Origin of the sequence: Acrocarpospora pleiomorpha (assembly GCF_009687885.1) — a bacterium.
Taxonomy (GTDB): domain Bacteria; phylum Actinomycetota; class Actinomycetes; order Streptosporangiales; family Streptosporangiaceae; genus Acrocarpospora; species Acrocarpospora pleiomorpha.
Map to the genome: position 1 here is coordinate 26394 of NZ_BLAF01000042.1, position 22270 is coordinate 48663.

The following is a 22270-nucleotide window of genomic DNA, read 5'->3' on the forward strand; positions in this document are numbered from 1 at the left end:
ACGGCTCCGGCGTGGCGGTGCGGGACCGCCACGCCGGAGGACGATCAGACGGTTTCGAGCACCTGTTCCTGCTCCTTGACGGAGCGGAAGCGCAGCCCGCTGATCGCCACGCCGAGCCCGAGCAGCGCGAACACCACCGAGATCACGACTGCCCTGCGGAAGATGGCGATCGGGTCCCCCGACCCCGTGGTCAGCACCGCCGTCACGATCGCCAGCACGACCGCCCCGCCGACCTGCCCCGAGGTGTTGAGCAGTCCCGACGCCAGCCCCTGCTCGTCGTCGTGCACCCCCGCCACCGCCTGGATGTTCAGCGACGGGAACGACAGCGCGAACGCGATCCCCAGCAGCACCATGCCCGGGAACACCAGCCCCCAGAAGCTGGGCGTCTCGTCGACGCGCAGGAACATGACGTACCCGCCGATCAGCGCGACCGTGCCGGCCACGATCAGCCTGCCGGTGCCGAACCGGTCCGCCAAGCTGCCGATCTTGGTGGAGGTGATCGCCACCAGCAGCCCCGCCGGCAGGAACGCCAGCGCGGTCTCCAGCGCCGACCAGCCGAGCATGTTCTGGAAGTACTGCATGGCCGCGAACTGGAATCCGATGTACGACCCGAAAAGGATCATGATCCCGATATTGGCCCTGGCCAGGTGTCCGGCCCGGAGGATGCCGAGGCGGACGAGCGGATGCCGTACCCGGCGTTCGAGCCAGAGGAACAGGGCCAGCAGTCCGAGTGACGCGGCCCCCGTCAGAGCCGTACGCGTCACGCTGACCTCTGGCGCCTCCACCACGGTGAACACCAGCAGCAGCATGGAGGCCGTGATGGTGACCGCCCCCAGAACGTCGTAGCCGCCCTCGGCACGGTGGTCATTCCTCGGGATCAAGCGGCTGCCCAGGACCAGCGCCAGCAGCGCCACCGGGACCGGGCTCAGGAACGTCCACCGCCAGCCCAGCTCGGTCAGGAAGCCCGACAGCACGAGCCCGAGCGAGAACCCGCTGGCCGCGCACGCGGTGAAGATACTCAGCGCCCGGTTCCTGGCGGGCCCTTCCGCGAACGTGGTCGTGATGATCGACAACGCCGCCGGGGCCGTGAACGCCGCACTGACCCCCTTCACGAACCGCGCCGCGATCAGCAGCGCGCCATTGTCGACCAGCCCGCCCAGCAGGGACGCCCCCGCGAACACCCCCAGCGCGACGAGCAGCACCCGCCGTCGCCCCAGCAGATCAGCCGTACGACCACCAAGAAGCAGCAAACCCCCGTAACCCAGCACATAACCACTGACCACCCATTGCAGAGCGGCCGTCGACATCCCCAGCTCGGCCTGGATGGACGGCAACGCCACGCCGACCATCGAGACATCGAGCCCATCTAGAAAGACCACAGCACAGAGAACGGCGAGCAACCCCCAGAGGGAAGCCCCCCATCGCTGATCTCGGGCAGATGATTCCATGGCCGGGACATTACATGCACGCGCATTCAATGCACAAGCATTTAATGCATTTGCATGTATTGCCCGCGCATGCTATCTTCTGCCCCGGGAGGACTCATGAACGACACCGACGTCGTCACCGCCTGGCGCCACCTCCTGGCCCAGCACGCGACGATCGTGTGCGCCCTGGAGCGCGAACTACACGACAAACACGACCTGGGCGTCAGCGAGTTCGAGGTCCTCGACCGCATGTCCGAGGGCGACTGCAAATCCCCCGACGGCAAATTCCGCGTCCAGGAACTGGCCGAATGCGTCCACCTAAGCCAGAGCGCCCTCTCCCGCCTGATCGCCCGCCTCGAACGCGACGGCCTAGTCACCCGAGCCCTCTGCCAGGCCGACCGCCGCGGCATCTTCGTCACCCTCACCGAAAAGGGCCGACTCGCGTGCGCCGAAGCCCGGCCCACCCACCGAGCCGTCCTCGGCGAGCACCTCGAAGGACGTCAGGCGGAATCCTGGCGCTGAGCCGCGTTCTCAATCACGCTTCTATGCGGTCGATCACCAGCGGTAGCAGGGTGGGGTCGCTCGCGGCCGAGACCTCGTAGGCGCCGTCCAGGGACTGGAGGGCGCGGTCGAAGCGGGCGGTTTCGTCGGTGTGGAGGGTTAGGAGGGGTTGGCCCTCGCGGACGATGTCGCCGGGCTTGGCGTGGAGGGTGATGCCGGCGCCGAAGGAGACGGGGTCCTCCTTGCGGGCGCGGCCCGCGCCGAGGCGCCAGGCGGCTACGCCGACGCTGTAGGCGTCCAGGCGGGACAGGACGCCGGAGGTGGGGGCGGTGAGGGTCATGGACTCGGCGGCGTGCGGGAGGAGGGCGTCGGGGTCGCCGCCCTGGGCGGTGATCATGCGGCGCCAGGCGTCCATGGCGGAGCCGTCTTTGAGGGCCTGTTCGGGATCCTTGCCGGAGATGCCGGCGGCGGCGAGCATCTCGCGGGCCAGGTGGAGGGTGAGTTCGATGACGTCGGAAGGGCCGCCGCCGGCGAGCACCTCCACGGATTCCTCGACCTCCAGGGTGTTGCCGATCTTGAGGCCGAGGGGGCGGTCCATGGCGGTGAGCAGGGCCACCGTACGGACGCCCGCGTCGGTGCCGAGGGCGACCATGGTGGTGGCCAGCTCGCGCGCGTTGTCCACGGTCTTCATGAAGGCGCCCGAGCCCACCTTGACGTCCAGGACGAGGGAGCCGGTGCCTTCGGCGATCTTCTTGGACATGATCGACGAGGCGATCAGGGGGATGGACTCGACGGTGCCGGTGACGTCGCGGAGCGCGTAGAGCTTCTTGTCGGCGGGGGCGAGACCGGTCCCGGCCGCGCAGACGACCGCGCCGGAGGCGCGGATGACGGCGAGCATCTCGTCGTTGGAGAGGTTGGCGCGCCAGCCGGGGATGGATTCAAGCTTGTCCAGGGTGCCGCCGGTGTGGGCGAGGCCGCGGCCGGAGAGCTGCGGGACGTACGCGCCGCAGGCGGCCACCAGGGGGGCCAGCGGGAGGGTGATCTTGTCGCCGACGCCGCCGGTGGAGTGCTTGTCGGCGGTGGGCCGGTCCAGCGCCGACCAGTCCATGCGCTCGCCGGAGCGGATCATGGCCTGGGTCCAGTCGGCGATCTCGCGGCGGTTCATGCCGTTGAGCAGGATCGCCATGGCCAGCGAGGACATCTGCTCGTCGGCCACCTCGCCCTTGGTGTAGGCGTCGATCACCCAGTCGATCTGCGGGGTGGACAGCTCCCCCCGGTCCCGCTTGATCGAGATGATCTCGACGGCGTCGAATGCCATGTTCCCCCCATTTATCGTGACAAGTCGTCAGGCCCAAAGGCGAACGGCAGGATGTCGGCCATCCGCCACGGACCCTCCGGTGTCTCCACCAGCAACTCGGGGCCGCCCTGCTCGAACAGCAGCTGGCGGCAGCGGCCGCACGGCATGAGCAGCTCACCATGGCCGTCCACGCACGTGAACGCGACCAGCCGCCCCCCACCTGAGGCGTGCAGCGCGGAGACCAGGCCGCACTCGGCGCACAGGCCGAGCCCGTAGGAGGCGTTCTCGACGTTGCAGCCCACCACGATCCTGCCGTCGTCCACCAGGGCGGCGGCCCCGACCGGGAATTTGGAGTATGGCGCGTACGCGTGCGTCATCGCCTCCCCCGCGTGCTCCCGCAACAGCTCCCAGTCGATCGTCATTTCGCCTGTCCTCTCCGGTATGGCAAGCCATCCGCGGCCGGCATCCGCAACCGCTGCGAGGCCAGGGACAGTACCAGCAGAGTGGTCAGGTGCGGGGTGAACGAGGTGAACTGCTCGGGCACTGTGTCGGTGATCATGAACACCACGAACACCACCACCGCGCTCACCCCGGTGATCAGCGCGGCCCGGTTGCGTGCCAGCCGTACCAGCTGGTAAACGCCGACGGCAGCCAGCAGCAGGGCGATGACGAGCAGCAGCGCGTGCACGGAAGTGCCGCCCTGGCGGAGCTGGAGGGCGTCGGTGTAGCCGAACAGGCCCGCGCCGGCCGCGAGGCCGCCGGGGCGCCAGTTGCCGAAGATGACCGTGGCCAGGCCGATGAAGCCGCGCCCGCCGGTCTGGCCCTCCCGGTAGGTGCCGGCCGCCACGATGGACAGGAACGCGCCGCCGAGCCCGGCGAGCGCGCCGGAGACGACGACGGCCACGTACTTGTAGTAGTAGACGTTGACGCCCAGGGACTCGGCGGCCACCGGGCGTTCCCCGCAGGCGCGCAGGCGCAGGCCGAAGGAGGTCCGCCAGAGCGTCCAGAAGGTCAGCGGCACCAGCAGGATGGCCAGGATGGTGAAGAGCGAGACGTTGGTGGTCAGGCCGCGCAGCACCCCGGCCAGGTCGGAGACGAAGAACCAGCGCTGGCCTTCGAGGGTGCGCAGCGGGTCGGCGCCGTCGAACAGGACCCACCGGTTGTCCCCGCCGACGCCCCACAGGCCGATGGTCTGCATCGGGGGGACGCGCGGCGACTGGGTGTCGCCGCCGCCCGTCATGGTGGAGAAGATCAGGGCGGACAGGTATTTGGCGATGCCGGTGCCGAGCAGGATGATGGCCACGCCGGAGACCACGTGGTCGACGCCGAAGGTGACGGTGGCGATGGCGTGCAGCACCCCGGCCGCCGCGCCGCCGAGCGCCCCCGCGACGACCCCGACCCAGGGGTTGCCGGTGACCAACGCCCCCCACGCGCCGAACCAGGTGCCCAGGATCATCATGCCTTCGAGGCCGATGTTGACCACGCCGGAGCGTTCTGACCAGAGCCCGCCCAGACCGGCGAGCCCGATCGGCACGGCCAGGTAGAGCGCCGCGCTCACGGTGCCGCTGGAGGTGATGTCGTGCGCGCCGGTGACGATCCTGGTGAAGGACATCAGGACCAGCAGCCCGGCGACGCCGAGCAGGGCGACCGGCCAGGTCAGCCGGAATCTGCCCGCCGGCGGCGCGACCGCCGCCGGAGTGGTGGTGGCGGTGCTCACGCGGCTGCTCCTTCCAGGTGGACCGACGCCGACAGTTCCCGGCTGACCCGCCGCTGCTCGGCCGCGATCCGGTAGCGGTGCACCAGCTCGTACGCGATGACGACCGCCAGCACGATCACGCCCTGCATGATCGTAACGATCTCGGGTGACACCTTCTTGAGGCTGAGAATGTTCTGCGAGACGTCCAGGAAGCTCCACAGCAGGGCCCCGAAGGCGACCCCGATCGGGTTGTTCCGGCCGATCAGCGCGATGGCGATGCCGGTGAAGCCGAACCCGGGCGGGAAGTCGAGGCTGTAGGAGTAGGAGGAGCCGAGCAACTGCGGCATGCCGACCAGGCCGGCCATCCCGCCGGAGATCAGCATGGCGATGACGATCATCTTCTTGACGTTCACCCCGCTGGCCACGGCGGCCGGTTCGGACAGACCGGTGGAGCGCAGGTTGAAGCCGAACCGGGTGCGGTTGAGCAGCACGTGGAACCCGATCCCGACCAGGACGGCCAGGATGAACAGGCCGAACACCTCGTTCGGGGCCTGCGGGATGAGCGGGATGCCCGGCGCGTGCCCCGACTCGGGGATCGGGTTGGTGCCGATGTTGTTGCTCCCGGCCACCGGCACCGCCCACTGGGCCAGCAGCCAGGCGCCCAGCCCGGTGGCGATGGTGTTCAGCATGATGGTGGAGATGACCTCGCTGACCCCGCGCTTGGCCTTGAGCACGCCGGCGATGCCCGCCCAGGCCGCGCCGACCACCACCGCGACCACGATGATCAGCCCGATGTGCAGCGGTTTCGGCAGCGCGACCGCGCCGCCGACGGCGGCGGCGCACAGGGCGGCCAGCCGGTACTGGCCGTCCACGCCGATGTTGAAGAGGTTCATCCGGAAGCCGAGCGCGACGGCCATCGCGGAAAGGTAGTAGGCCGAGGCCAGATTGATGATCAGCACGATCGAGCGGGGAGTGCTGCCGTACTCGACCATGGCCAGCAACGTGTCGACGGGCGGGTGGTCGGTGAGGATCAGCACCAGCGAGGTGATCAGGCCCGCGAACAGGATCGCCAGCACCGGCGCGGCCAGCGCCATCAGCCCGTTGAGCTTGATCCGACCGATGAGCCGGTTGGCGAATGTGTCGCGATGGGGGGTTTGGGGGACTTCCTTGCCAGTGGTCATGCGTCCTCCCCGGCACCGGTCATGGCCGAGCCGAGCTGTTCCGGAGTCACGTTCGCGGGGTCGACATCCGCGACGATCTTGCCGCGCAGCAGCACCTTCAGCGTGTCCGACAGGCCGATCAGCTCGTCCAGGTCGGCGGAGATGAGCAGCACCGCGAGCCCGGCGGCGCGGGCGTTGCGCAGGTGGTCCCAGATGGCCGCCTGGGCGCCGACGTCGACGCCCCGGGTCGGGTGCGACGCGATGAGCAGCACGGGGTCGCCGCTCATCTCCCGGCCGACGATCAGCTTCTGCTGGTTGCCGCCGGAGAGCGCGGCGGCGTCCACGTCGATGCCGGGGGTGCGGACGTCGTACTGGGTGACGATGCGTTCGGTGTCGGCGCGGGCGCCCTTGCGGTCGATCCAGACGCCGCCGGAGTTGTGGCCGAGGATGCGGTTCTCCCACAGGGGGGCCAGCAGCAGCAGGCCGTGGCGCTGCCGGTCCTCCGGGATGTAGCCGATCCCGGCCTCGCGGCGGCGCAGCGTGGACCAGTCGCCGATGTCGGTCCCGGCCAGGGTGATGGCGCCGGAGGAGGGGCGGATGCCCATGATGGCCTCGACCAGTTCGGCCTGGCCGTTGCCCTCGACCCCGGCGATACCGAGGACCTCGCCCTTGTGGATGGTGAAGGAGATGTCGTCGAGCAGCGGCCGCCCGCCGTCGGTCCCCATGGTGAGGCCGGTGACCTCCAGCGCCACCGTGTCGGTGACCGTGGACTCGCGGGTCTCCGGGCTGGGCAGTTCGGAGCCGACCATGAGCTCGGCCAGCTGCCTGGCGGTGACCGAGGCGGGGTCCACGCTGGCCACCGTGGTGCCGCGGCGGATCACCGTGATCGCGTCGGCGACCTTGAGCACCTCGTCCAGATGGTGCGAGATGAAGATGATCGTGATGCCCTCGCGGACCAGGCCGTGCAGGTTCTCGAAGAGCTCGTCCACCTCGTGCGGCACGAGCACGGCGGTGGGCTCGTCCAGGATGAGGATGCGGGCGCCCCGGTAGAGCACCTTGAGGATCTCAACCCGCTGCCGCAGGCCGACGCCGATGTCCTCGACCAGCACGTCGGGGTCGACGTCCAGACCGTACGCGTCGGAGATCTCCTTGATCTTCTTGCGGGCGGCGGCGAAGTCGAGCGCGATGCCGCCCTTGCGCGGCTCGCTGCCGAGGACCACGTTCTCCAGCACGGTCAGGTTGTCGGCCAGCATGAAGTGCTGGTGCACCATGCCGATGCCGGCCGCGATGGCGTCTCCGGGGGTGTGGAAGGAAACCGGGGAGCCGTTGATGTGGATTTCACCCTCGTCCGGCCGCTGCATGCCGTACAGGATCTTCATGAGCGTGGACTTGCCGGCGCCGTTCTCGCCGACGATGGCGTGGATGTGGCCTTTGGTCACGCTCAGGTGGATGTCGCGGTTGGCGACGACGCCCGGGAATCGTTTGGTGATCCCGTCCAGGGCGACTGCGGTCTGGGTGCTGATCTCGGCCTCCCGAAGGAAAGTAAACCAAGGGGCCCGGCGTTGCAGCTACCGGGCCCCGCGGTGTCATCGGGTCAGGCGCCGGTGGGAACCGTGATCTCGCCGCTGATGACCTTGTTCTTGTACTCGTCGATCTGGGCCTTGATGTCGTCGATCTTGCCGCCGGTGAGGGAGTAGTCGACGCCGCCGGCCTTCAGGTCGTAGACGGTGATCCCGGGCTTGACGGTGTTGGCGGTGAAGTTCTTGATGAAGTCGAAGACCGCGACGTCGACCTTCTTCAGCATCGAGGTGATGATGACGTCGGCGACGGTCGGGTCGGCGGTCTTGGCCTGGTCGGAGTCGACGCCGATGGCCAGGCCGTTGGCGGCCTTGGCGGCCTCGAAGACGCCCGCGCCGGAACCGCCCGCGGCCTGGTAGACCACGTCGGCGCCCGCGTCGAACATGCCCTCGGCGGCGGTCTTGCCCTTGGCCGGGTCACCGAAGCCGGAGAAGTCCGGGGGCTGGGTCAGGTACTTCTTCTGTACGGTGATGTCCGGCTTGACGGCCTTGGCACCGGCTTCGAAGCCCGCCTCGAACTTGTGGATCAGCGGGACGTCCACGCCGCCGACGAAGCCCACGTTGTTCTTGGTGGACTTGAGCGCGGCGGCCACGCCGACCAGGAACGAGCCCTGCTCCTCGGCGAAGACCAGGTTGGAGATGTTCGCGCCCTCGGCGGCGTCGTCGACGATGGCGAACTTGACCTCGGGGAACTCCTTGGCGACCTTGGTGATCGCGGCGGAGTAGGCGAAGCCGACCGCGATGATCGGGTTGTAACCGCCGGTGGCGAGGAGGCGGAGGCGCTCCTCCTTCTGCGCGTCGGTCTCGCCGTTGGCGGCCTCGAGCTCGTTGACCTCGACGCCGAGTTCGGCCTTGGCCTTGTCCAGACCGGCCGCGGCGGAGTCGTTGAACGACTGGTCACCACGCCCGCCGATGTCGTATGCGAGGCCGACCTTCGCCGAAGCCGCGGCCGGGGCGGATGACGAGGCCGGTGCGCCGCTGGGCGCGGCCTCGGTGCCGTCACCGCCGCAGGCGGCGACGGCGAACAGCATGGCGCTCGCCGCGGTACCGGCGATGAGCCTGCCAAAACGATTGCGGAGCAAGGTGAACTCCCCTTCCGTGACGTCCAACTTCCGTCGCACGCGCGAAAGGAACGCACGGCAACCCTGCACGGAAGATAGTTGTTTGACCTGCAACTACCAAATGCTCACACAAGTCCGCAACAGGTCCGTTATCCAGCTAGGTCCTGCCTGTGACCAGGTCAACCGGTCGGAACCTTGATCGTTCCGTTGATGATCTGCCGCTTGAGCTCGTTGAGCCGGGGCACGAAGTTGCGAATGTGGCCGCCCGTGGTGGTGTAGTCCACGCCGCCCGCCTTCAGGTCGTAAGTGACCGAGCCGGTCTTCACCGCGCCCCGGAGCACGCTGAAGATGAAGTCGTACACCGCGACATCGACTTCTTTGACCATTGAGGTGATGATGCGGCCGCGGACCGAGGGGTTCGCGGTCTCGGCCTGATCGGTGACCACCCCGATCGCCCATTTTTCCGCGGCCAGCGCCGCCTCGAACACCCCCGCGCCGGAGGCGCCCGCGACCTGGAAGACGACATCGGCGCCGGAGCCGTACATTCTGGCGGCGACGGCCCTGGCCCGGGGCGGGTTGTAGAAGCCGGACAGGTCCGGCGGCTGGGAGAGGTACTCGACCTGGATCCGGTCCTTCGGCCGGACGTGCGCGATGCCCGCCCGGTAGCCGACCTCGAACGCGTGGATCCCCGGCGCGTTCACCCCGCCGACGAAACCCAGGCTGTTCTTGGTGGACTTGAGCGCGCCCGCCGCGCCGACCAGAAACGCGCCCTCGTTCACGGCGAACACCAGGTTGGTGATATTGGCCGCGGTCGCCGACGCGTCGTCCAGGAGGGCGAACCTGACCCGGGGGAACTCGGCCGCGACCTGCTTCACCGCGGCCGCGTTGGGGAACCCGACCCCGATGATCGGATTGCAGCCACTCCTGACGAGCAGCCGGAGCCCCTCGATCCTCGGGGCGTCACCCTCGCCCGCCAGAGCCCCCAGCTCCCTGGTCCGCAACCCGAACTCGACCTTGGCCCTGTCCAGACCGAACGCGACCGAGTCGTTGTACGCCTGGTCGCCGCGCCCACCCACTCCGTACATCAGCCCGACCGTCGTCATCGAGCTGCTGCTCGGCACGGGCTCGCTCTCGGGAGCCGGCCCGCCGCAGCCGACGACGGCCGAGACCAGCGGGATGATCAGGATCACGCGACGCACATGTCCCCCTCAGCGACGCCATGTATAAACCAGCGTCACCTTTAAGGCGCAACGCGTAGCTCGCCGCCCCGGAAAGCTTGGGTCACATGGCGGCAAGCGCGGTCGCGGACATCACCTTGACGCCGATCCCGATCGCCCGCTCGTCGATGTCGAACGCCGGGTGGTGGATGTCGGTGACCGCGGTCGCGCCCGGGGGCCGCACGCCCAGCCGGGCCAGCGCGCCGGGCACGGACTCGATGTACCAGGAGAAGTCCTCGCCGCCCAGGCTCTGCGGGGTGGGCACGGCGGCGCTCTCGCCGATGAACTTGCTCACCGCGTCGTTGAACATCTGGATGCTCTTGGCCTCGTTGACCGTGGCCGGGGTGCCCCTGCGGTAGTCCAGCTCGACGTCGAGCCCGTACGGCTCGGCCACCTGGTCCACCAAAGACTTGATCAGTTCCGGCGCGGTGTGCCAGGTGTCCTCGTCCAGGGAGCGCACGCTGCCCTGGGCGTACCCGACGTCGGGGATGGTGTTGAACGCGGACCCGGCCGAGATCTGCCCCCAGACCAGGCTGAGGCTGGACCGCGGGTCCACCCGGCGGGACAGGACGGCGGGCAGCTCGGTGACGATCTTGCTCAGCGCGAACACCAGGTCCACGGTCAGGTGCGGCCGGGCCGTGTGGCCGCCGGGCCCGGACACCTTGAGCTGCACGTTGTCGCAGGAGCCGGTGATCGCGCCGGTGCGCAGGCCGACCTTGCCGACCTCGATCCTGGGGTCGCAGTGCACCGCGAAGATCCGGTCGACCCCGGACAGGCCGCCCTCCTTGACGACTTCGAGCGCGCCGCCCGCGATCTCCTCGGCGGGCTGGAAGATCAGCCGGACCCGGCCGGGCAGCAGCCCCGCCTCGGCCTGAGACTGCAGGAAGAGCCCGGCCCCCAGCACGATCGCGGTGTGCGCGTCGTGCCCGCACGCGTGGCAGGCGTGCGGGTACACCGACCGGTACGGAACATCCTTCTCATCCTCCATCGGCAGCGCGTCGATGTCCGCGCGCAGGGCGATGAGCGGCCCGTCGCCCCGGCCGATGTCCGCCCACAGGCCGGTGCCACGCACGAGCGGGCGTGGGCTGAGCCCCGCGTCCTTCAGCCGCTGCGCGATCGCCTCGGTGGTGCGGTGCTCGTTGAAGGCGGTCTCCGGGTGGGCGTGCAGGTCACGCCGGAACTCGATCAGTTCCTCGTCGTGCTTGACGAGGAACTGGGCCAACTGCCCGGCGAGTTCGGTCCCCTCCGCGAGCGAGGTCGTCACTGGCGTTCCCTTTCACGTTCCTATGTGGTCAGTCGGTTCGCGGGAGGTGTGGCGGCCGGACGTCACGAACCGGTTCTCGGCGAACTCGGTGATGGTGGCGTCCACGACGTCTTCGAGCGTGCCGCCCCCGGCGCGGACGGCCCGCTGGCGTTCGCACGAGCTGCCCTGCTCCAGCACGTCGGACAGCACGGCCAGCTCGTCGGCGCAGCCGAGCCGGTCGGCAACGGGCTCGAGCTCGCGCTTCAGCTCGTAGAGCATGTCCCGCATCGGCGCGGTGGCGCCCCGGTCGTCGGTGATGACGGTGGCGTCCAGGCCGTATCGGGTGGCCCGCCACTTGTTGTCCCGGACCACCCAGGCGGCCGGTTGGGGTAGCGTGTAGCCGCGGTCGAGCTGCTGGTCGAACTGTTGCACGAGACACTGGGACAGCGCGGTGACCATCCCGACCTCCCGCAAGGTCGGAATGCCGTCGAACATCCTGATCTCGATCGTGCCGAAGTCGGGGTGTGGCCGAATGTCCCACCACACCTCTTTGATGCTTCTGATGGTGCCGGCACGCACCAGGGTGTCCATGTACTCCTCGAACTCCGCCCAATCCGCCAATAGATGCGGCGGTCCAGCTGTGGGCAGCGCACCAAAAACGATGGCCCGGCTGGAGGCGAGCCCGGTGTCTTGGCCGCCCCAGTACGGGCTAGAGGTCGTCAACGCCAGGAAATGCGGCAGGTAGGCCGCAAGTGCGTTGACTATAGGAATGACTTTATCTCTTTCCCGCACCCCCACGTGGACATGTACGCCAAATGTTTGGATGCGCCGCGCCAGCCACTGCAGTTCCACCACCAGTTCGGCGTAGCGCTGCATGGGCGAATACTCGGCGTCCTGCCACTCGCTGATGGCGTGAGTGCCCGTACAGGCCAGGGCGATTCCCCGGGGTTCCACCACGGAGCGTAACCGCTGGATGCTCTTGTCCAGATCGTGTACGGCTTCCGCCGCCGTGTGGCAGATATCGGTCACGATCTCGATCTGCGACTCCATGAGCTCGTGCATGGCCTTCGGCCGGGAGCTCTCACTCAGGTCAGGTACGGCGGCGAGCACGTCACGCGCATCCTGCCGGAGGCGCCGCGTACGCGTGTCGACGAGCTGCAGCTCCCATTCGACGCCCAGAGTGGCGCCACGGGATGGATTGAACTCAATCGCCACAACTACCTCCATAGTCCATCGTCTCAGGCACCGTCACTCGGCGTGGCAAAAATCGGCCATCCCGAATTCCTCACCATGAGCGGTTGCGTTCAGTGCATGGTCACTCAGGAGCCAAGATCCTCCAATACCCCCCAAACCGTCACACATCGCTAAGCCCTTGCGGCGTGCGCTCATCGATGCCCGGAGCCCAGTAGGGTCGGCGTGTCGCGATGCGTACGGCTGCGAGCTTTGGGGGAGATGTCCGGACATGCGAATTGGGACGAGCGCCCTCGGGGTCGCAGTACTGACGACTGCCCTGATCGGGGCAGGGCAATCGAGCGCCCGGGCGGACACGATCGGCGGCGAACAGCTGGCCGGAACCGGCCTGGTGCTCCCGCCCGGCGTGAAGGCCCCGCCGAAAAGCAAGGCCAGCGCGTTCGTGATCGCCGACGCCGAGACCGGGCAGGTGCTGGCGGCCAAGAACCCGCACGGGCGGTTCCTGCCGGCGAGCACGCTCAAGGCGCTGACCGCGGTCACGCTCATCCCCAAGCTGAACAAGAACAAGCGGGTCCAGCCGAGCCGGGAGGCCTGCAACATCGAAGGCAGCGCGGTCGGCCTGGTGCCCAAGCCGATCTACCAGGTGGACGATCTGTTCCGGGCCCTGCTGATGGTCTCGGGCAACGACGCCGCGCACGCCCTGGCCGAGGCCAACGGCGGCGTCCCGGCCACCCTGGCGGACATGAACGCCGAGGCCAGGCGGCTTCAGGCCAACGACACGGTGGCCAAGACCCCGAGCGGCCTGGACGAGCCCGGCCAGAGCAGTTCCGCCTACGACCTGGCGCTGATCGCCCGCGCGGGCCTCAAACTCCCCTCGTTCAAGAACTACATCTCCACCAAGACCGCGAAATTTCCGGCGCCCAAGGGCTACTACGAGATCGGCAACCACAACAAGCTGCTCTGGACCTACAACGGCATGGTGGGCGTGAAGAACGGCTGGACGTCCAAGGCCCTGGGCAGCTTCGTCGGCGCGGCCAACCGGAACGGGCACACCGTGATCGTCGCGATCATGCGCCACGAGGGCGCCTTCTGGAGCGAGGTGGCCGACCTGCTCGACTGGGGCTTCGCCCACCGCGGCAAGGTCGCCCCGGTCGGCACGCTCGTCGACCCGCTCCCCGACCCCACCCTGACGCCGCTCGCCGCCAGATCGGTCACGCCGATCCCCGCGGCCGCGGACGTCGCCACCACCACGGTCGAGAAGAGCGGCACCCCGCTGGTGGCCACCCTCGTCCTGATCGGCAGCCTGGCCGGCGGCCTGGTCTGGATCGGATACGGCATCCGCCGCCGCGCCCGCCGCTAGTAGTGTCCGTTCGACGGGATCGGCGAGGGTTCCGGCGGTGGTCCGAGGGCGGCGGTGGCCGTCCAGGCGGCCGAGTAGAGGATCACCCGGGCCGACAGGTTCATCCAGATCAGCAGGCCCACGATGACGGCGAACGTGCCGTACACCGGATTGCTCAGGGTGTGCGCCAGCAGCAGCGTGGCGAGCTGCTTGAGCACCCCGAACAGGATCGCGCCGAGCACCGCGCCCCGGAACACGAACGTGAACGGCTGGGCCGGCTTCGGCCTGGCCAGCCAGCCCAGCAGGACGAGGAACAGCAGAATGTCGGCGGCGAGGCTGACCAGGATGCCGACCGCGGCCACGCCGAACGTGCCGATCGCCGAGTGCTCCAGGCCGAACCAGCCCGCGACCGTGGTGGTCGCGCCGCCCGCGAAGCCGGAGATGAGCACCGAGGTGAGCATGATGACGCCGACCAGGATCAGCGCGACCAGGTCCCTGAGCTTGAGCAGGAAGAAGTTGACCTGCGGCTCGGTGCTCATCCAGATCTTGCGAAAGGCCGTCCGCAGCGCGTCCACCGAGCCCAGACCCGCGTAGAGCAGACCGACCAGACCGATGATCCCGGCGTTCACCCGCGCGTCCGCGAGCTGGTCGATCTGGAGCTGGCCGGCCAGCCCCGGCAGCTGCTCGTTGATCGCGGCGGTGATCGTCTTCTTGGCCTCGGGATCCAGCCAGCCGAACGCGACGACATACCCGAACAGCGCGAACACCAGCGAGATGAGCGGGAAGAACGACAGGAACGCGAAGTAGGTGACCGACCCGGCGAGGTGGTCGCCCGACTGCACCTGGTAACGCTGCACGGTCCGGATCAGGTGGTCGACCCACCGGAACCGGATTCGCGCGTATTCGACAAGTCCGCGCCCGCGCGCCTTGATCGACTCGAGTAGCTGCTTAAGGCGCGCGATCACACGTCTGTCTTACCCGCTCACAGCGTCGGCAGGAACCCGATGTTCTCCCGGACGTGCGCCATGGTCTCGACCGCGACCGCGCGCGCCTTGGCCGCGCCGATGGCGAGCATGCGGTCCAGTTCGGCCTCGTCGCCCAGCAGCTTCTCGGTGCGCTCCCGGATCGGCGCGAACGTCTCCACCACGACCTCGGCGACGTCCTTCTTGAAGGTGCCGTAGCCCTGCCCCGCATACCGCGCTTCCAGCTCGGGGATGGGCGTGCCGGTGATCGCGGACTGGATCCTGAGCAGGTTGGTGATGCCGGGCTTGTTCTCCTCGTCGGCGACCACCTCGGAGCCGGTGTCGGTGACCGCGCGCATGACCTTCTTCCGCAGCGGGCCCGGCTGCTCCAGCACGTCCAGAATGCCCTGCGGGCTGGAGGAGGACTTGGACATCTTCGCGGTCGGCTCCTGGAGGTCGGTGATCTTCTCGACCTCCTTCAGGATGTACGGGCTCGGCACCGTGAACGTGCGGCCGAACCGGCTGTTGAACCGCTGGGCCAGGTCGCGGGAGAGCTCCAGATGCTGCTTCTGGTCGGCCCCGACCGGCACCTGGTCGGCCTGGTAGAGCAGGATGTCGGCCGCCTGCAGGATCGGGTAGGTGAACAGCCCCACGCTGGCCGAGCCCTCGCCGACCTTGGCGGACTTGTCCTTGAACTGGGTCATCCGGCCGGCCTCGCCCATGCCGGTCTGGCAGATCAGGATCCAGGCCAGCTCGGCGTGCTCGCGCACGTGGCTCTGCACGAAGACCGCCGAGCGCTCGGGATCCAGGCCGCAGGCGAACAGCTGCGCGGCGGCGATCCTGGTCCGGCGGGTCAGCTCGGCCGCGCTCGGGTTGACCGTAAGCGCGTGCAGGTCCACCACCATGTAGAACGCGTCATGCGTGTCCTGCAGCGCGACCCACTGGCGCACCGCGCCCAGATAGTTGCCGAGGTGGAAGGAGTCGGCGGTGGGCTGGATGCCGGACAGAACTCGAGGACGGGCCATAGCCCTAGATTCTGTCAGGACTTCCCCGCCACTAGCGACTCGAATCCTCGACCGCCGGAGAGACCGGCTTCGGGGTCACCAGGACCCGGGAGACCCGGCGGCCGTCCATCTCGGTGACGGTGAGCCCGGCCCCCGGGCTGTCCACCGAATCGCCGACCGCCGGCAGGTGGCCGAGCACGGCCATCACGTAGCCGCCCAGCGTCTCGTACGGCCCTTCGGGCAGGTTGATGCCGGTTTCCTCGTGGAAGTCGACCAGGCGGACCAGGCCCTCGACCTCGATGTCCCCGGCGATCCTGCGCACCGGCACCTCGGCCTCGTCGTATTCGTCGCGGATGTCGCCGATGAGTTCCTCGACCAGGTCTTCCAGGGTGACGATGCCGTCGGTGCCGCCGTACTCGTCGACGACGATGGCCAGGTGGTGGCCCTCGTCGCGCATCTCGGAGAGGGTGATCAGCACCCGTTTGCTGCTGGGCAGCATCTTGACCGGGCGGATCTGGACGATCTCGCTGATCGGCTCGATCCGGCCGGTGAGCACGGGGTCGAGCAGGTCGCGCACGTGCACGAAGCCCACGATGTCATCGTAGGAGCCGCGGAACACCGGGAAACGGGAGTAGGGCATGCTGGCGGCTAGCACCGCCGCCTCGGCCAGAGGAGTGTCCGCGTCCATGAACTCGACCTCGGTCCTGGGCAGCATGACCTCGCGGAGCTGGCGTTTCCCGGCCGCGAATACCTCGCCGATGAGGTGCCGCTCGTCCTCGGTGAGCTCGGCGTGGCCGACCACCATGTCGCGGAGCTCCTCGGTGGACATCTTCTCGCGGTCGGTCTTGGGGTTGCCGCCGAGCAGCCGTACGACACCGTCGGTGGACTTGGACAGCGCCCAGATGACCGGGCGGGACAGCGCGGCCACCCGGTCCAGGAACGGCGCGATCACCAGGGACAGGCCTTCGGCGCGCTGCCGGGCCAGCCGTTTGGGGGCGAGCTCGCCCAGCACCAGCGAGACGTACGAGATGGCCAGGGTGACCAGCACCAGGGCCACCACGGGCGCGGCCTGGCCGGACAGGCCCCAGCCTTCGAGCACGGGGGTGAGCTCGCCGCTGAACCGGTCGGCGCCGAACGCGGCCGACAGCACGGTGGCGACGGTGACCCCGATCTGCACGGCGGACAGGAACCGGTTGGGGTCGCGGGCCAGCTTGGCCACCCGGGCGCCGCGGCGGCCGAACGAGGCCAGGCGGCGCACCTGGCTCTCCCGCAGGGAGACCATGGCCATCTCGGCGGCGGCGAAGAAGCCCCCGATCAGAATGAAGATCAGGACGAGGGCGATGTTCATGAGGAGAGTGTTCACTGGGGTTCCCGCCCGGGCCGACAGAATGATCTGCCAGCGTACTCGGCTAGGCTGGTCGGACAGATTCAAACAGAACTGAACAGGATCAAACGTGAAGCTTTTGGTAACCGGGGGCGCGGGATTCATCGGGAGTGTCGTCGCGGCGCAGCTGGTCGAGGCCGGGCACGCGGTCACCGTGCTGGACGACCTCTCCACCGGCCACGCCGACGCGGTCCCCGCGGGAGCGACCTTCGTGGAGGGTTCGATCACCGAGCCCGGAGATCTGACCGGTTTCGACGCCGTGCTGCACTTCGCCGCCAGATCCCTGGTCGGCGAGTCGGTCGAGCATCCTGACCGCTACTGGGCCAACAATCTCGGCGGCACGCTCACCCTGCTGGACGAGATGCGCGGCGCGGGCGTCGGCCGCATCGTCTTCTCCTCCACCGCCTCCGTGTACGGCGAGCCCGAGCGCACCCCCATCCGGGAATCCGACCCGACCCGCCCCGGCAACCCCTACGGCGCGTCCAAACTAGCCGTGGACACCGCCCTCACCACCTTCGCCAACCTGTACGGCCTGGCCGCCGTCAGCCTGCGCTATTTCAACGTCGCCGGCGCGTACGGCCGCTTCGCCGAACGCCACACGCCCGAGACGCACCTGATCCCCAACGTGCTCAAGGTCGCCCTGGGCGAGCGCGACTCGATGAACCTGTTCGGGTCCGACTACCCCACCCAGGACGGCACCTGCGTCCGCGACTACGTGCACGTCGCCGACCTGGCCCGAGCCCACCTGCTGGCCCTGGACGCCTGCACGCCGGGTATACACCGAATCTACAACCTGGGCAACGGCACCGGTTTCTCCAACCAGGAGGTCATCGACGTCTGCCGCGAGGTGACCGGCCACGAGATCCCGGTCGTGGCCGCGCCCCGGCGGCCCGGCGACCCGGCCGTGCTGGTGGCCTCCTCGGACCTGATCCAGCGCGAGCTGGGCTGGAAGCCGGAGCACAACACGCTCCGCAGCATCGTCGGGGACGCCTGGGCGGCTCTTCGGTAATTGCCCCACTTCAATCCGTTAAATGTGATGAGATCTCATCATGAGGGAACTGCTTCCCAAGCTGGGTCTTGTGGCCCTCATCGTGCTGGGCAGTCTCATCGCCGCCGCCGGTGTGGTGTTCGCCACCGGCGGCCCGGAGCCCCAGCCGTCCGTCAAATGCCCCTCAGCGGGATTTGGCGGGGCTTAGCGGGACGGCGAGCCGCAGGTGCGCCTGGTTGTTGGCGGGGCGGCGGTCGCCCAGGTCACGCGAGTAGACGGTGGCCTGGGTGCGGACCGGGCGTTCCGGGGCGCGGAAGGCCAGCTGGAACCGGGCCGAGGCGCCCGACCTGATCGGTGGGAGCTCGCAACCGATCAGCTCCGCGCGGATCTGGCAGCGCGCGCCCGTCCCGGTCAGGAAGCGGGCCCGGCCCGACTGCACGTAAACGATCGCGTCCCGGACCTCGCGAGGCCCCCGGTTGTGGACGACCGCGTCGACGGAGTACTCCTCGCCCGGACGGGCGGCGCGCCGGGCCGGGGCGAGCCGGACGGCGAGATCGGCGCCGTCGTCCACCTTGGTGAGGGCGTTGACCTGGTTGTTCTTCTCATCGGCGTCGACCACCTCGGAGCTGAGCGTGGCGTGGGCGCGGAGCGGGCCGCTCGCGCTGGGCCGGACCAGGCCGGTGATGGTCACCCCGCCCTTGCCGCCGGCCAGGATGTCGCGCGGCGAACGGCAGACGACCTCGTTGTAGCCGCGACCGGGCTGGCACTCGGCCACGTCCACGCTCATGATCTCGACATCGCGCGGGATCCGGACGGTGAGCACCGGCAGCACCGCGTCGCCGGGCCCGGCGTTGCCGACCGTGACCCGGTAGGTGATCGTCTGCCCGGGTTGCGCTATCGGCGGGAAGGACTGGATCTTCACCGTCAGATCAGCGCCGCCGAACGGCCCTTCGGCCCGTGCGGGCGGCGCCGCGACCCCCGTGAGCAGGCTGACCAACGCGGCAACGACCCAACGACCCATGAATTCCCCCGAACTCTCGGATCCAATTCAAACCCGGACGGTCGGTGAGATCGTGCTGACACGCCGCTAACAGGCCACCCGTTCCGGAGTGTCTGTCTCGGGGGTGAAGGCGACCCTGCCGAAGAAGCGTTTCAGCAGCGTGCGGGCGGCGCCGCTCTCGTACATGTCGAGGATGGCCTGCCGGATCGGCACGCAGGTCCGGGTGTCGCCCTTGGGCAGCGCGACCGCGTAGCGGATGTCGTCCAGGCCCAGGCCGAGCACCCGGAACTTGAGGGTCCGCTCGCGGTTGGCGAAGCCGGCCAGCATCAGGTCGTCGCCGGGGACCGCGTCGACCAGACCACCCTTCAGGAGGTTCATGCAGTCGCCGTAGTCGCCCCCGGCGACCGGCGTCATCTTCACCCGGGCCAGGACCTGGTCGGCGCTGGTGCTGTCCTTGCGCACGCAGAGCCGTTTCCCGGCCAGCTGGGCCTCGGTGGTGATCCCGGCGTCCTGCCGTACCAGCACGTCGGTCCTGGCCTGGTAGTACGGCCCGGCGAACGTCACCTCGTCGGTCTTGTGATCGTCGTAGGAGTAGGTGGCCAGCACCAGGTCCACCTGGCCCAGCTTCAGCGCGTCCTCCCGGGTGTAGCGGGAGACGGTCTGGAAGCTCACCCCGCTCGCGGGCACGCCGAGCTTGTCGGCGATGTATCTGGCCACCTCGACCTCGAAGCCGCTGACCGTCCCCGGTTCGCCGAGCGCGAGCCCCGGCAGGTCGTTCCTGACCCCGATGGCCAGCTTGCCGGTGGCGGCGGCTTTGTCGAAGACCGAGGTGAACGCGGACGGGCTGTTCCGCGTCGGCGTCGGGGAGCGGGTGGGGGTCGGGGTGGGGGTGACGCCGCTGGGCAGCAGCTGCGTGGCGGCCACCACCCCGCCGATCACCAGCACGGACGCGCCCACCGCGAGACCGGCGGGCAGCCAGCGCCGCCGCTTGCGCTGCGGGGGGAGCACGATCGTGGCAGGCGCGCCCTCGTCCGCGCGGCCGAGCAGCCGGGCCAGGATGTGGTCGGCCGTCGGCCGATCGGCGGGGGCCTTGTTCAGGCAGGCCCGGACCACCCCGCGCAGCGGCTCGGGCAGCGGGGTGACATCGATGTCATGGTTGAGGATGCGGTTGAGCACCACCGCGATCGAGGAGCCGCCGAAGGCCACCTGGCCGGTCGCCGCGTAGGCCATGGTCGCGCCCCACGCGAACACGTCGGTGGCCGGGCCGATGTCGTCCCCGGAGATCTGCTCGGGCGCCATGTAGGCCGGCGTGCCGACCGCCCTGCTGGTGATCGTCCCGGTCGAGTCGATGATCCGGGCGATGCCGAAGTCGACCACCCGGGGGCCGTCGGCGGCCAGCAGCACGTTGTCGGGCTTGAAGTCGCGGTGCACGATTCCGGCGTTGTGGATGGCGGTGAGCGCGGTAGCCGTACCGACCGCGAGGCGGTCCAGCTCGGCGCCGCCCAGCGGGCCCGAGCCCTCCACCGCGTGCCGCAGCGACTGGCCCTCGATGTACTCGCTCGCGATGTACGGCGTGTCGCCCTGCAGGTCGGCGGCGATCACCCGGGCGGTGCGCTCGCTCGCCACCCGCTGCGCGGCCCGCAACTCCCGGGCGAACCGGGACCTGGCGATCGCGTCCCCGGTGAACTTGACGTGCAGCAGCTTGATCGCGGCCCGCTCCCCGGCCTGGTTCTCGCCCAGGTAGACGATGCCCTGACCGCCCTCACCGAGCTGCCCGGAAATAGTGAAGGGCCCGATTTCTTTCGGATCCCCCGGCCCGAGCGGAACGATCATCTCATCCCCATGATTCTGCAAAGTACCGATGTGCAGCACTTTACGACCCCGAGAGACATGATGATCCCCCGTACGCGAAAGGGCCACCCTCGGGCGGCCCTTCACGCGAAACGGGGGTCTAGCGCGCCATCTTCTTCTTCAGGTTCTCGTCCAGCGCAGCCAGGAAGTCCTGCGTGGTCAGCCACTCGGCGTCGCCGCCGACCAGGAGCGCCAGGTCCTTGGTCATCTGGCCGCCCTCGACGGTCTCCACGCAGACCTGCTCCAGCTTGTCCGCGAAGTCGATCACCTCGGGCTGGTTGTCCAGCTTGCCGCGGTGCTGCAGGCCGCGGGTCCAGGCGAAGATCGAGGCGATCGGGTTGGTGGAGGTGGGCTTGCCCTGCTGGTGCTGGCGGTAGTGCCGGGTGACCGTGCCGTGCGCGGCCTCGGCCTCCACGGTCTGGCCGTCCGGGGTCATCAGCACCGAGGTCATCAGGCCGAGCGAGCCGAAGCCCTGCGCCACCACGTCGGACTGCACGTCGCCGTCGTAGTTCTTGCACGCCCAGACGTAGCCGCCCTCCCACTTGAGCGCGGCGGCCACCATGTCGTCGATCAGGCGGTGCTCGTAGATGATCCCGGCGGCCTCGAAGTCGGCCTTGAACTCCGACTCGAAGATCTCCGCGAAGATGTCCTTGAACCGCCCGTCGTACGCCTTGAGGATCGTGTTCTTGGTCGACAGGTAGACCGGGAAGTTGCGGTCCAGGCCGTAGCGGAACGAGGCGCGGGCGAAGTCGCGGATGGACTCGTCCAGGTTGTACATGGCCATGGCCACGCCGCCGCCGGGGAAGTCGAACACGTCCAGCTCGATCGGCTGGCTGCCGTCGCTGGGGGTGAAGGTCAGGGTGAGCGCGCCCTCGCCGGGGATCACGATGTCGGTGGCGCGGTACTGGTCGCCGAAGGCGTGACGGCCGACCACGATCGGCTTGGTCCAGCCCGGGACCAGGCGGGGGACGTTGGACATGATGATCGGCTCGCGGAAGATGACGCCGCCGAGGATGTTGCGGATCGTCCCGTTCGGGGAGCGCCACATCTTCTTCAGGCCGAACTCCTCGACCCGGGCCTCGTCCGGCGTGATCGTGGCGCACTTGACGCCCACGCCGTACTGCTTGATCGCGTGCGCGGCGTCGATGGTCACCTGGTCGTCGGTGGCGTCCCGGTGCTCGATGCCGAGGTCGTAGTACTTGAGGTCGACGTCCAGGTAGGGCAAGATCAGCTGGTCCTTGATGAACTGCCAGATGATCCGGGTCATCTCGTCGCCGTCAAGCTCGACGACCGGGCCCGCTACCTTGATCTTGGGCATGCGTGGGGTTCCCCTTCTGAACGAACACAATCCTGCTACGGCAGTCCTTTTTGC

Annotated in this window: 20 protein-coding genes; 4 read left to right on the forward strand and 16 right to left on the reverse strand. The window is 68.9% G+C overall.

The annotated features are described in order from the left end of the window. Positions 1–44: 44 nt before the first annotated feature. Positions 45–1379 carry an MFS transporter gene (locus Aple_RS31550; protein WP_308805527.1) on the reverse strand — a complete coding sequence of 445 codons (1335 nt, stop codon included), beginning with the start codon at positions 1377–1379 and terminating at the stop codon, positions 45–47. Positions 1380–1544: 165 nt separating this feature from the next. Between Aple_RS31550 and Aple_RS31555 the strand changes: the two genes are divergently transcribed. After that, on the forward strand, positions 1545–1949 hold the full coding sequence (locus Aple_RS31555; RefSeq protein ID WP_155348370.1) for a MarR family winged helix-turn-helix transcriptional regulator: 405 nt from the start codon (positions 1545–1547) through the stop codon (positions 1947–1949). 13 nt (positions 1950–1962) lie between these two features. Here the strand turns inward: Aple_RS31555 and Aple_RS31560 are convergent, their stop codons facing one another. The 9 genes from Aple_RS31560 to Aple_RS31600 all read right to left on the reverse strand — a co-directional run bounded on the left by Aple_RS31560 (position 1963) and on the right by Aple_RS31600 (position 12394). Beyond that, on the reverse strand, positions 1963–3246 hold the full coding sequence (locus Aple_RS31560) for a thymidine phosphorylase (RefSeq protein ID WP_155348371.1): 1284 nt from the start codon (positions 3244–3246) through the stop codon (positions 1963–1965). A gap of 11 nt (positions 3247–3257) precedes the next feature. Further along, entirely contained in the window at positions 3258–3647 is a 390-nt protein-coding gene (locus tag Aple_RS31565; RefSeq protein ID WP_155348372.1) for a cytidine deaminase, read from the reverse strand. Further along, the gene (locus tag Aple_RS31570; protein WP_155348373.1) at positions 3644–4942 is read right to left on the reverse strand and encodes an ABC transporter permease; all 1299 of its coding nucleotides are present in this window, start codon (positions 4940–4942) and stop codon (positions 3644–3646) included. The genes Aple_RS31565 and Aple_RS31570 overlap by 4 nt, the downstream gene beginning before the upstream one ends. Next, positions 4939–6102 carry an ABC transporter permease gene (locus tag Aple_RS31575; RefSeq protein WP_155348374.1) on the reverse strand — a complete coding sequence of 388 codons (1164 nt, stop codon included), beginning with the start codon at positions 6100–6102 and terminating at the stop codon, positions 4939–4941. Before Aple_RS31575 ends, Aple_RS31570 begins: the two co-directional genes overlap by 4 nt. After that, positions 6099–7604: an ABC transporter ATP-binding protein gene (locus tag Aple_RS31580; RefSeq protein WP_155348375.1), complete on the reverse strand. Its 1506-nt coding sequence runs from the start codon at positions 7602–7604 to the stop codon at positions 6099–6101. Before Aple_RS31580 ends, Aple_RS31575 begins: the two co-directional genes overlap by 4 nt. A gap of 71 nt (positions 7605–7675) precedes the next feature. Further along, on the reverse strand, positions 7676–8779 hold the full coding sequence (locus Aple_RS31585; protein WP_246264915.1) for a BMP family lipoprotein: 1104 nt from the start codon (positions 8777–8779) through the stop codon (positions 7676–7678). Between the two features lie 119 nt (positions 8780–8898). Next, on the reverse strand, positions 8899–9918 hold the full coding sequence (locus tag Aple_RS31590; RefSeq protein ID WP_155348376.1) for a BMP family lipoprotein: 1020 nt from the start codon (positions 9916–9918) through the stop codon (positions 8899–8901). A gap of 82 nt (positions 9919–10000) precedes the next feature. Continuing rightward, complete coding sequence (locus Aple_RS31595) at positions 10001–11200, reverse strand: amidohydrolase (RefSeq protein ID WP_155348377.1); 1200 nt, start codon at positions 11198–11200, stop codon at positions 10001–10003. A gap of 12 nt (positions 11201–11212) precedes the next feature. Next, the gene (locus Aple_RS31600; protein ID WP_155348378.1) at positions 11213–12394 is read right to left on the reverse strand and encodes a glutamate--cysteine ligase; all 1182 of its coding nucleotides are present in this window, start codon (positions 12392–12394) and stop codon (positions 11213–11215) included. A 247-nt stretch (positions 12395–12641) separates the two neighbouring features. On the opposite strand from Aple_RS31600, the gene Aple_RS31605 reads away from it, so the two are divergent. Then, a complete protein-coding gene (locus Aple_RS31605; RefSeq protein ID WP_155348379.1) occupies positions 12642–13730 on the forward strand; it encodes a D-alanyl-D-alanine carboxypeptidase family protein in 1089 nt (362 codons plus the stop codon). On the opposite strand, the gene Aple_RS31610 is transcribed toward Aple_RS31605, so the two are convergent. The 3 genes from Aple_RS31610 to Aple_RS31620 are packed head-to-tail and all read right to left on the reverse strand — an operon-like array spanning position 13727 to position 17023. Then, positions 13727–14674 (reverse strand): YihY/virulence factor BrkB family protein, encoded by a 948-nt coding sequence (locus tag Aple_RS31610; RefSeq protein ID WP_246264916.1) that lies wholly within the window; start codon positions 14672–14674, stop codon positions 13727–13729. The genes Aple_RS31605 and Aple_RS31610 overlap by 4 nt on opposite strands. Before the next feature lie 17 nt (positions 14675–14691). Continuing rightward, the gene (trpS, locus tag Aple_RS31615) at positions 14692–15696 is read right to left on the reverse strand and encodes a tryptophan--tRNA ligase (RefSeq protein WP_155348380.1); all 1005 of its coding nucleotides are present in this window, start codon (positions 15694–15696) and stop codon (positions 14692–14694) included. 31 nt (positions 15697–15727) lie between these two features. Continuing rightward, complete coding sequence (locus Aple_RS31620; RefSeq protein WP_218038583.1) at positions 15728–17023, reverse strand: hemolysin family protein; 1296 nt, start codon at positions 17021–17023, stop codon at positions 15728–15730. Positions 17024–17129: 106 nt separating this feature from the next. On the opposite strand from Aple_RS31620, the gene galE reads away from it, so the two are divergent. After that, a complete protein-coding gene (gene galE, locus Aple_RS31625) occupies positions 17130–18068 on the forward strand; it encodes a UDP-glucose 4-epimerase GalE (RefSeq protein ID WP_155348382.1) in 939 nt (312 codons plus the stop codon). Between the two features lie 40 nt (positions 18069–18108). Further along, positions 18109–18255, forward strand: a complete 147-nt coding sequence (locus tag Aple_RS31630) for a hypothetical protein (protein ID WP_155348383.1) — start codon at positions 18109–18111, stop codon at positions 18253–18255. Here the strand turns inward: Aple_RS31630 and Aple_RS31635 are convergent. The 3 genes from Aple_RS31635 to Aple_RS31645 form a co-directional block, all read right to left on the reverse strand. Next, positions 18232–19068, reverse strand: coding sequence for a CARDB domain-containing protein (locus tag Aple_RS31635; protein ID WP_155348384.1), 837 nt, complete (start codon positions 19066–19068; stop codon positions 18232–18234). The two genes, Aple_RS31630 and Aple_RS31635, sit on opposite strands and share 24 nt — an antisense overlap. Before the next feature lie 66 nt (positions 19069–19134). Further along, a complete protein-coding gene (locus Aple_RS31640; protein ID WP_155348385.1) occupies positions 19135–20880 on the reverse strand; it encodes a serine/threonine-protein kinase in 1746 nt (581 codons plus the stop codon). Positions 20881–20998: 118 nt separating this feature from the next. Beyond that, positions 20999–22216 carry an NADP-dependent isocitrate dehydrogenase gene (locus tag Aple_RS31645; RefSeq protein ID WP_155348386.1) on the reverse strand — a complete coding sequence of 406 codons (1218 nt, stop codon included), beginning with the start codon at positions 22214–22216 and terminating at the stop codon, positions 20999–21001. Positions 22217–22270: the final 54 nt, after the last annotated feature.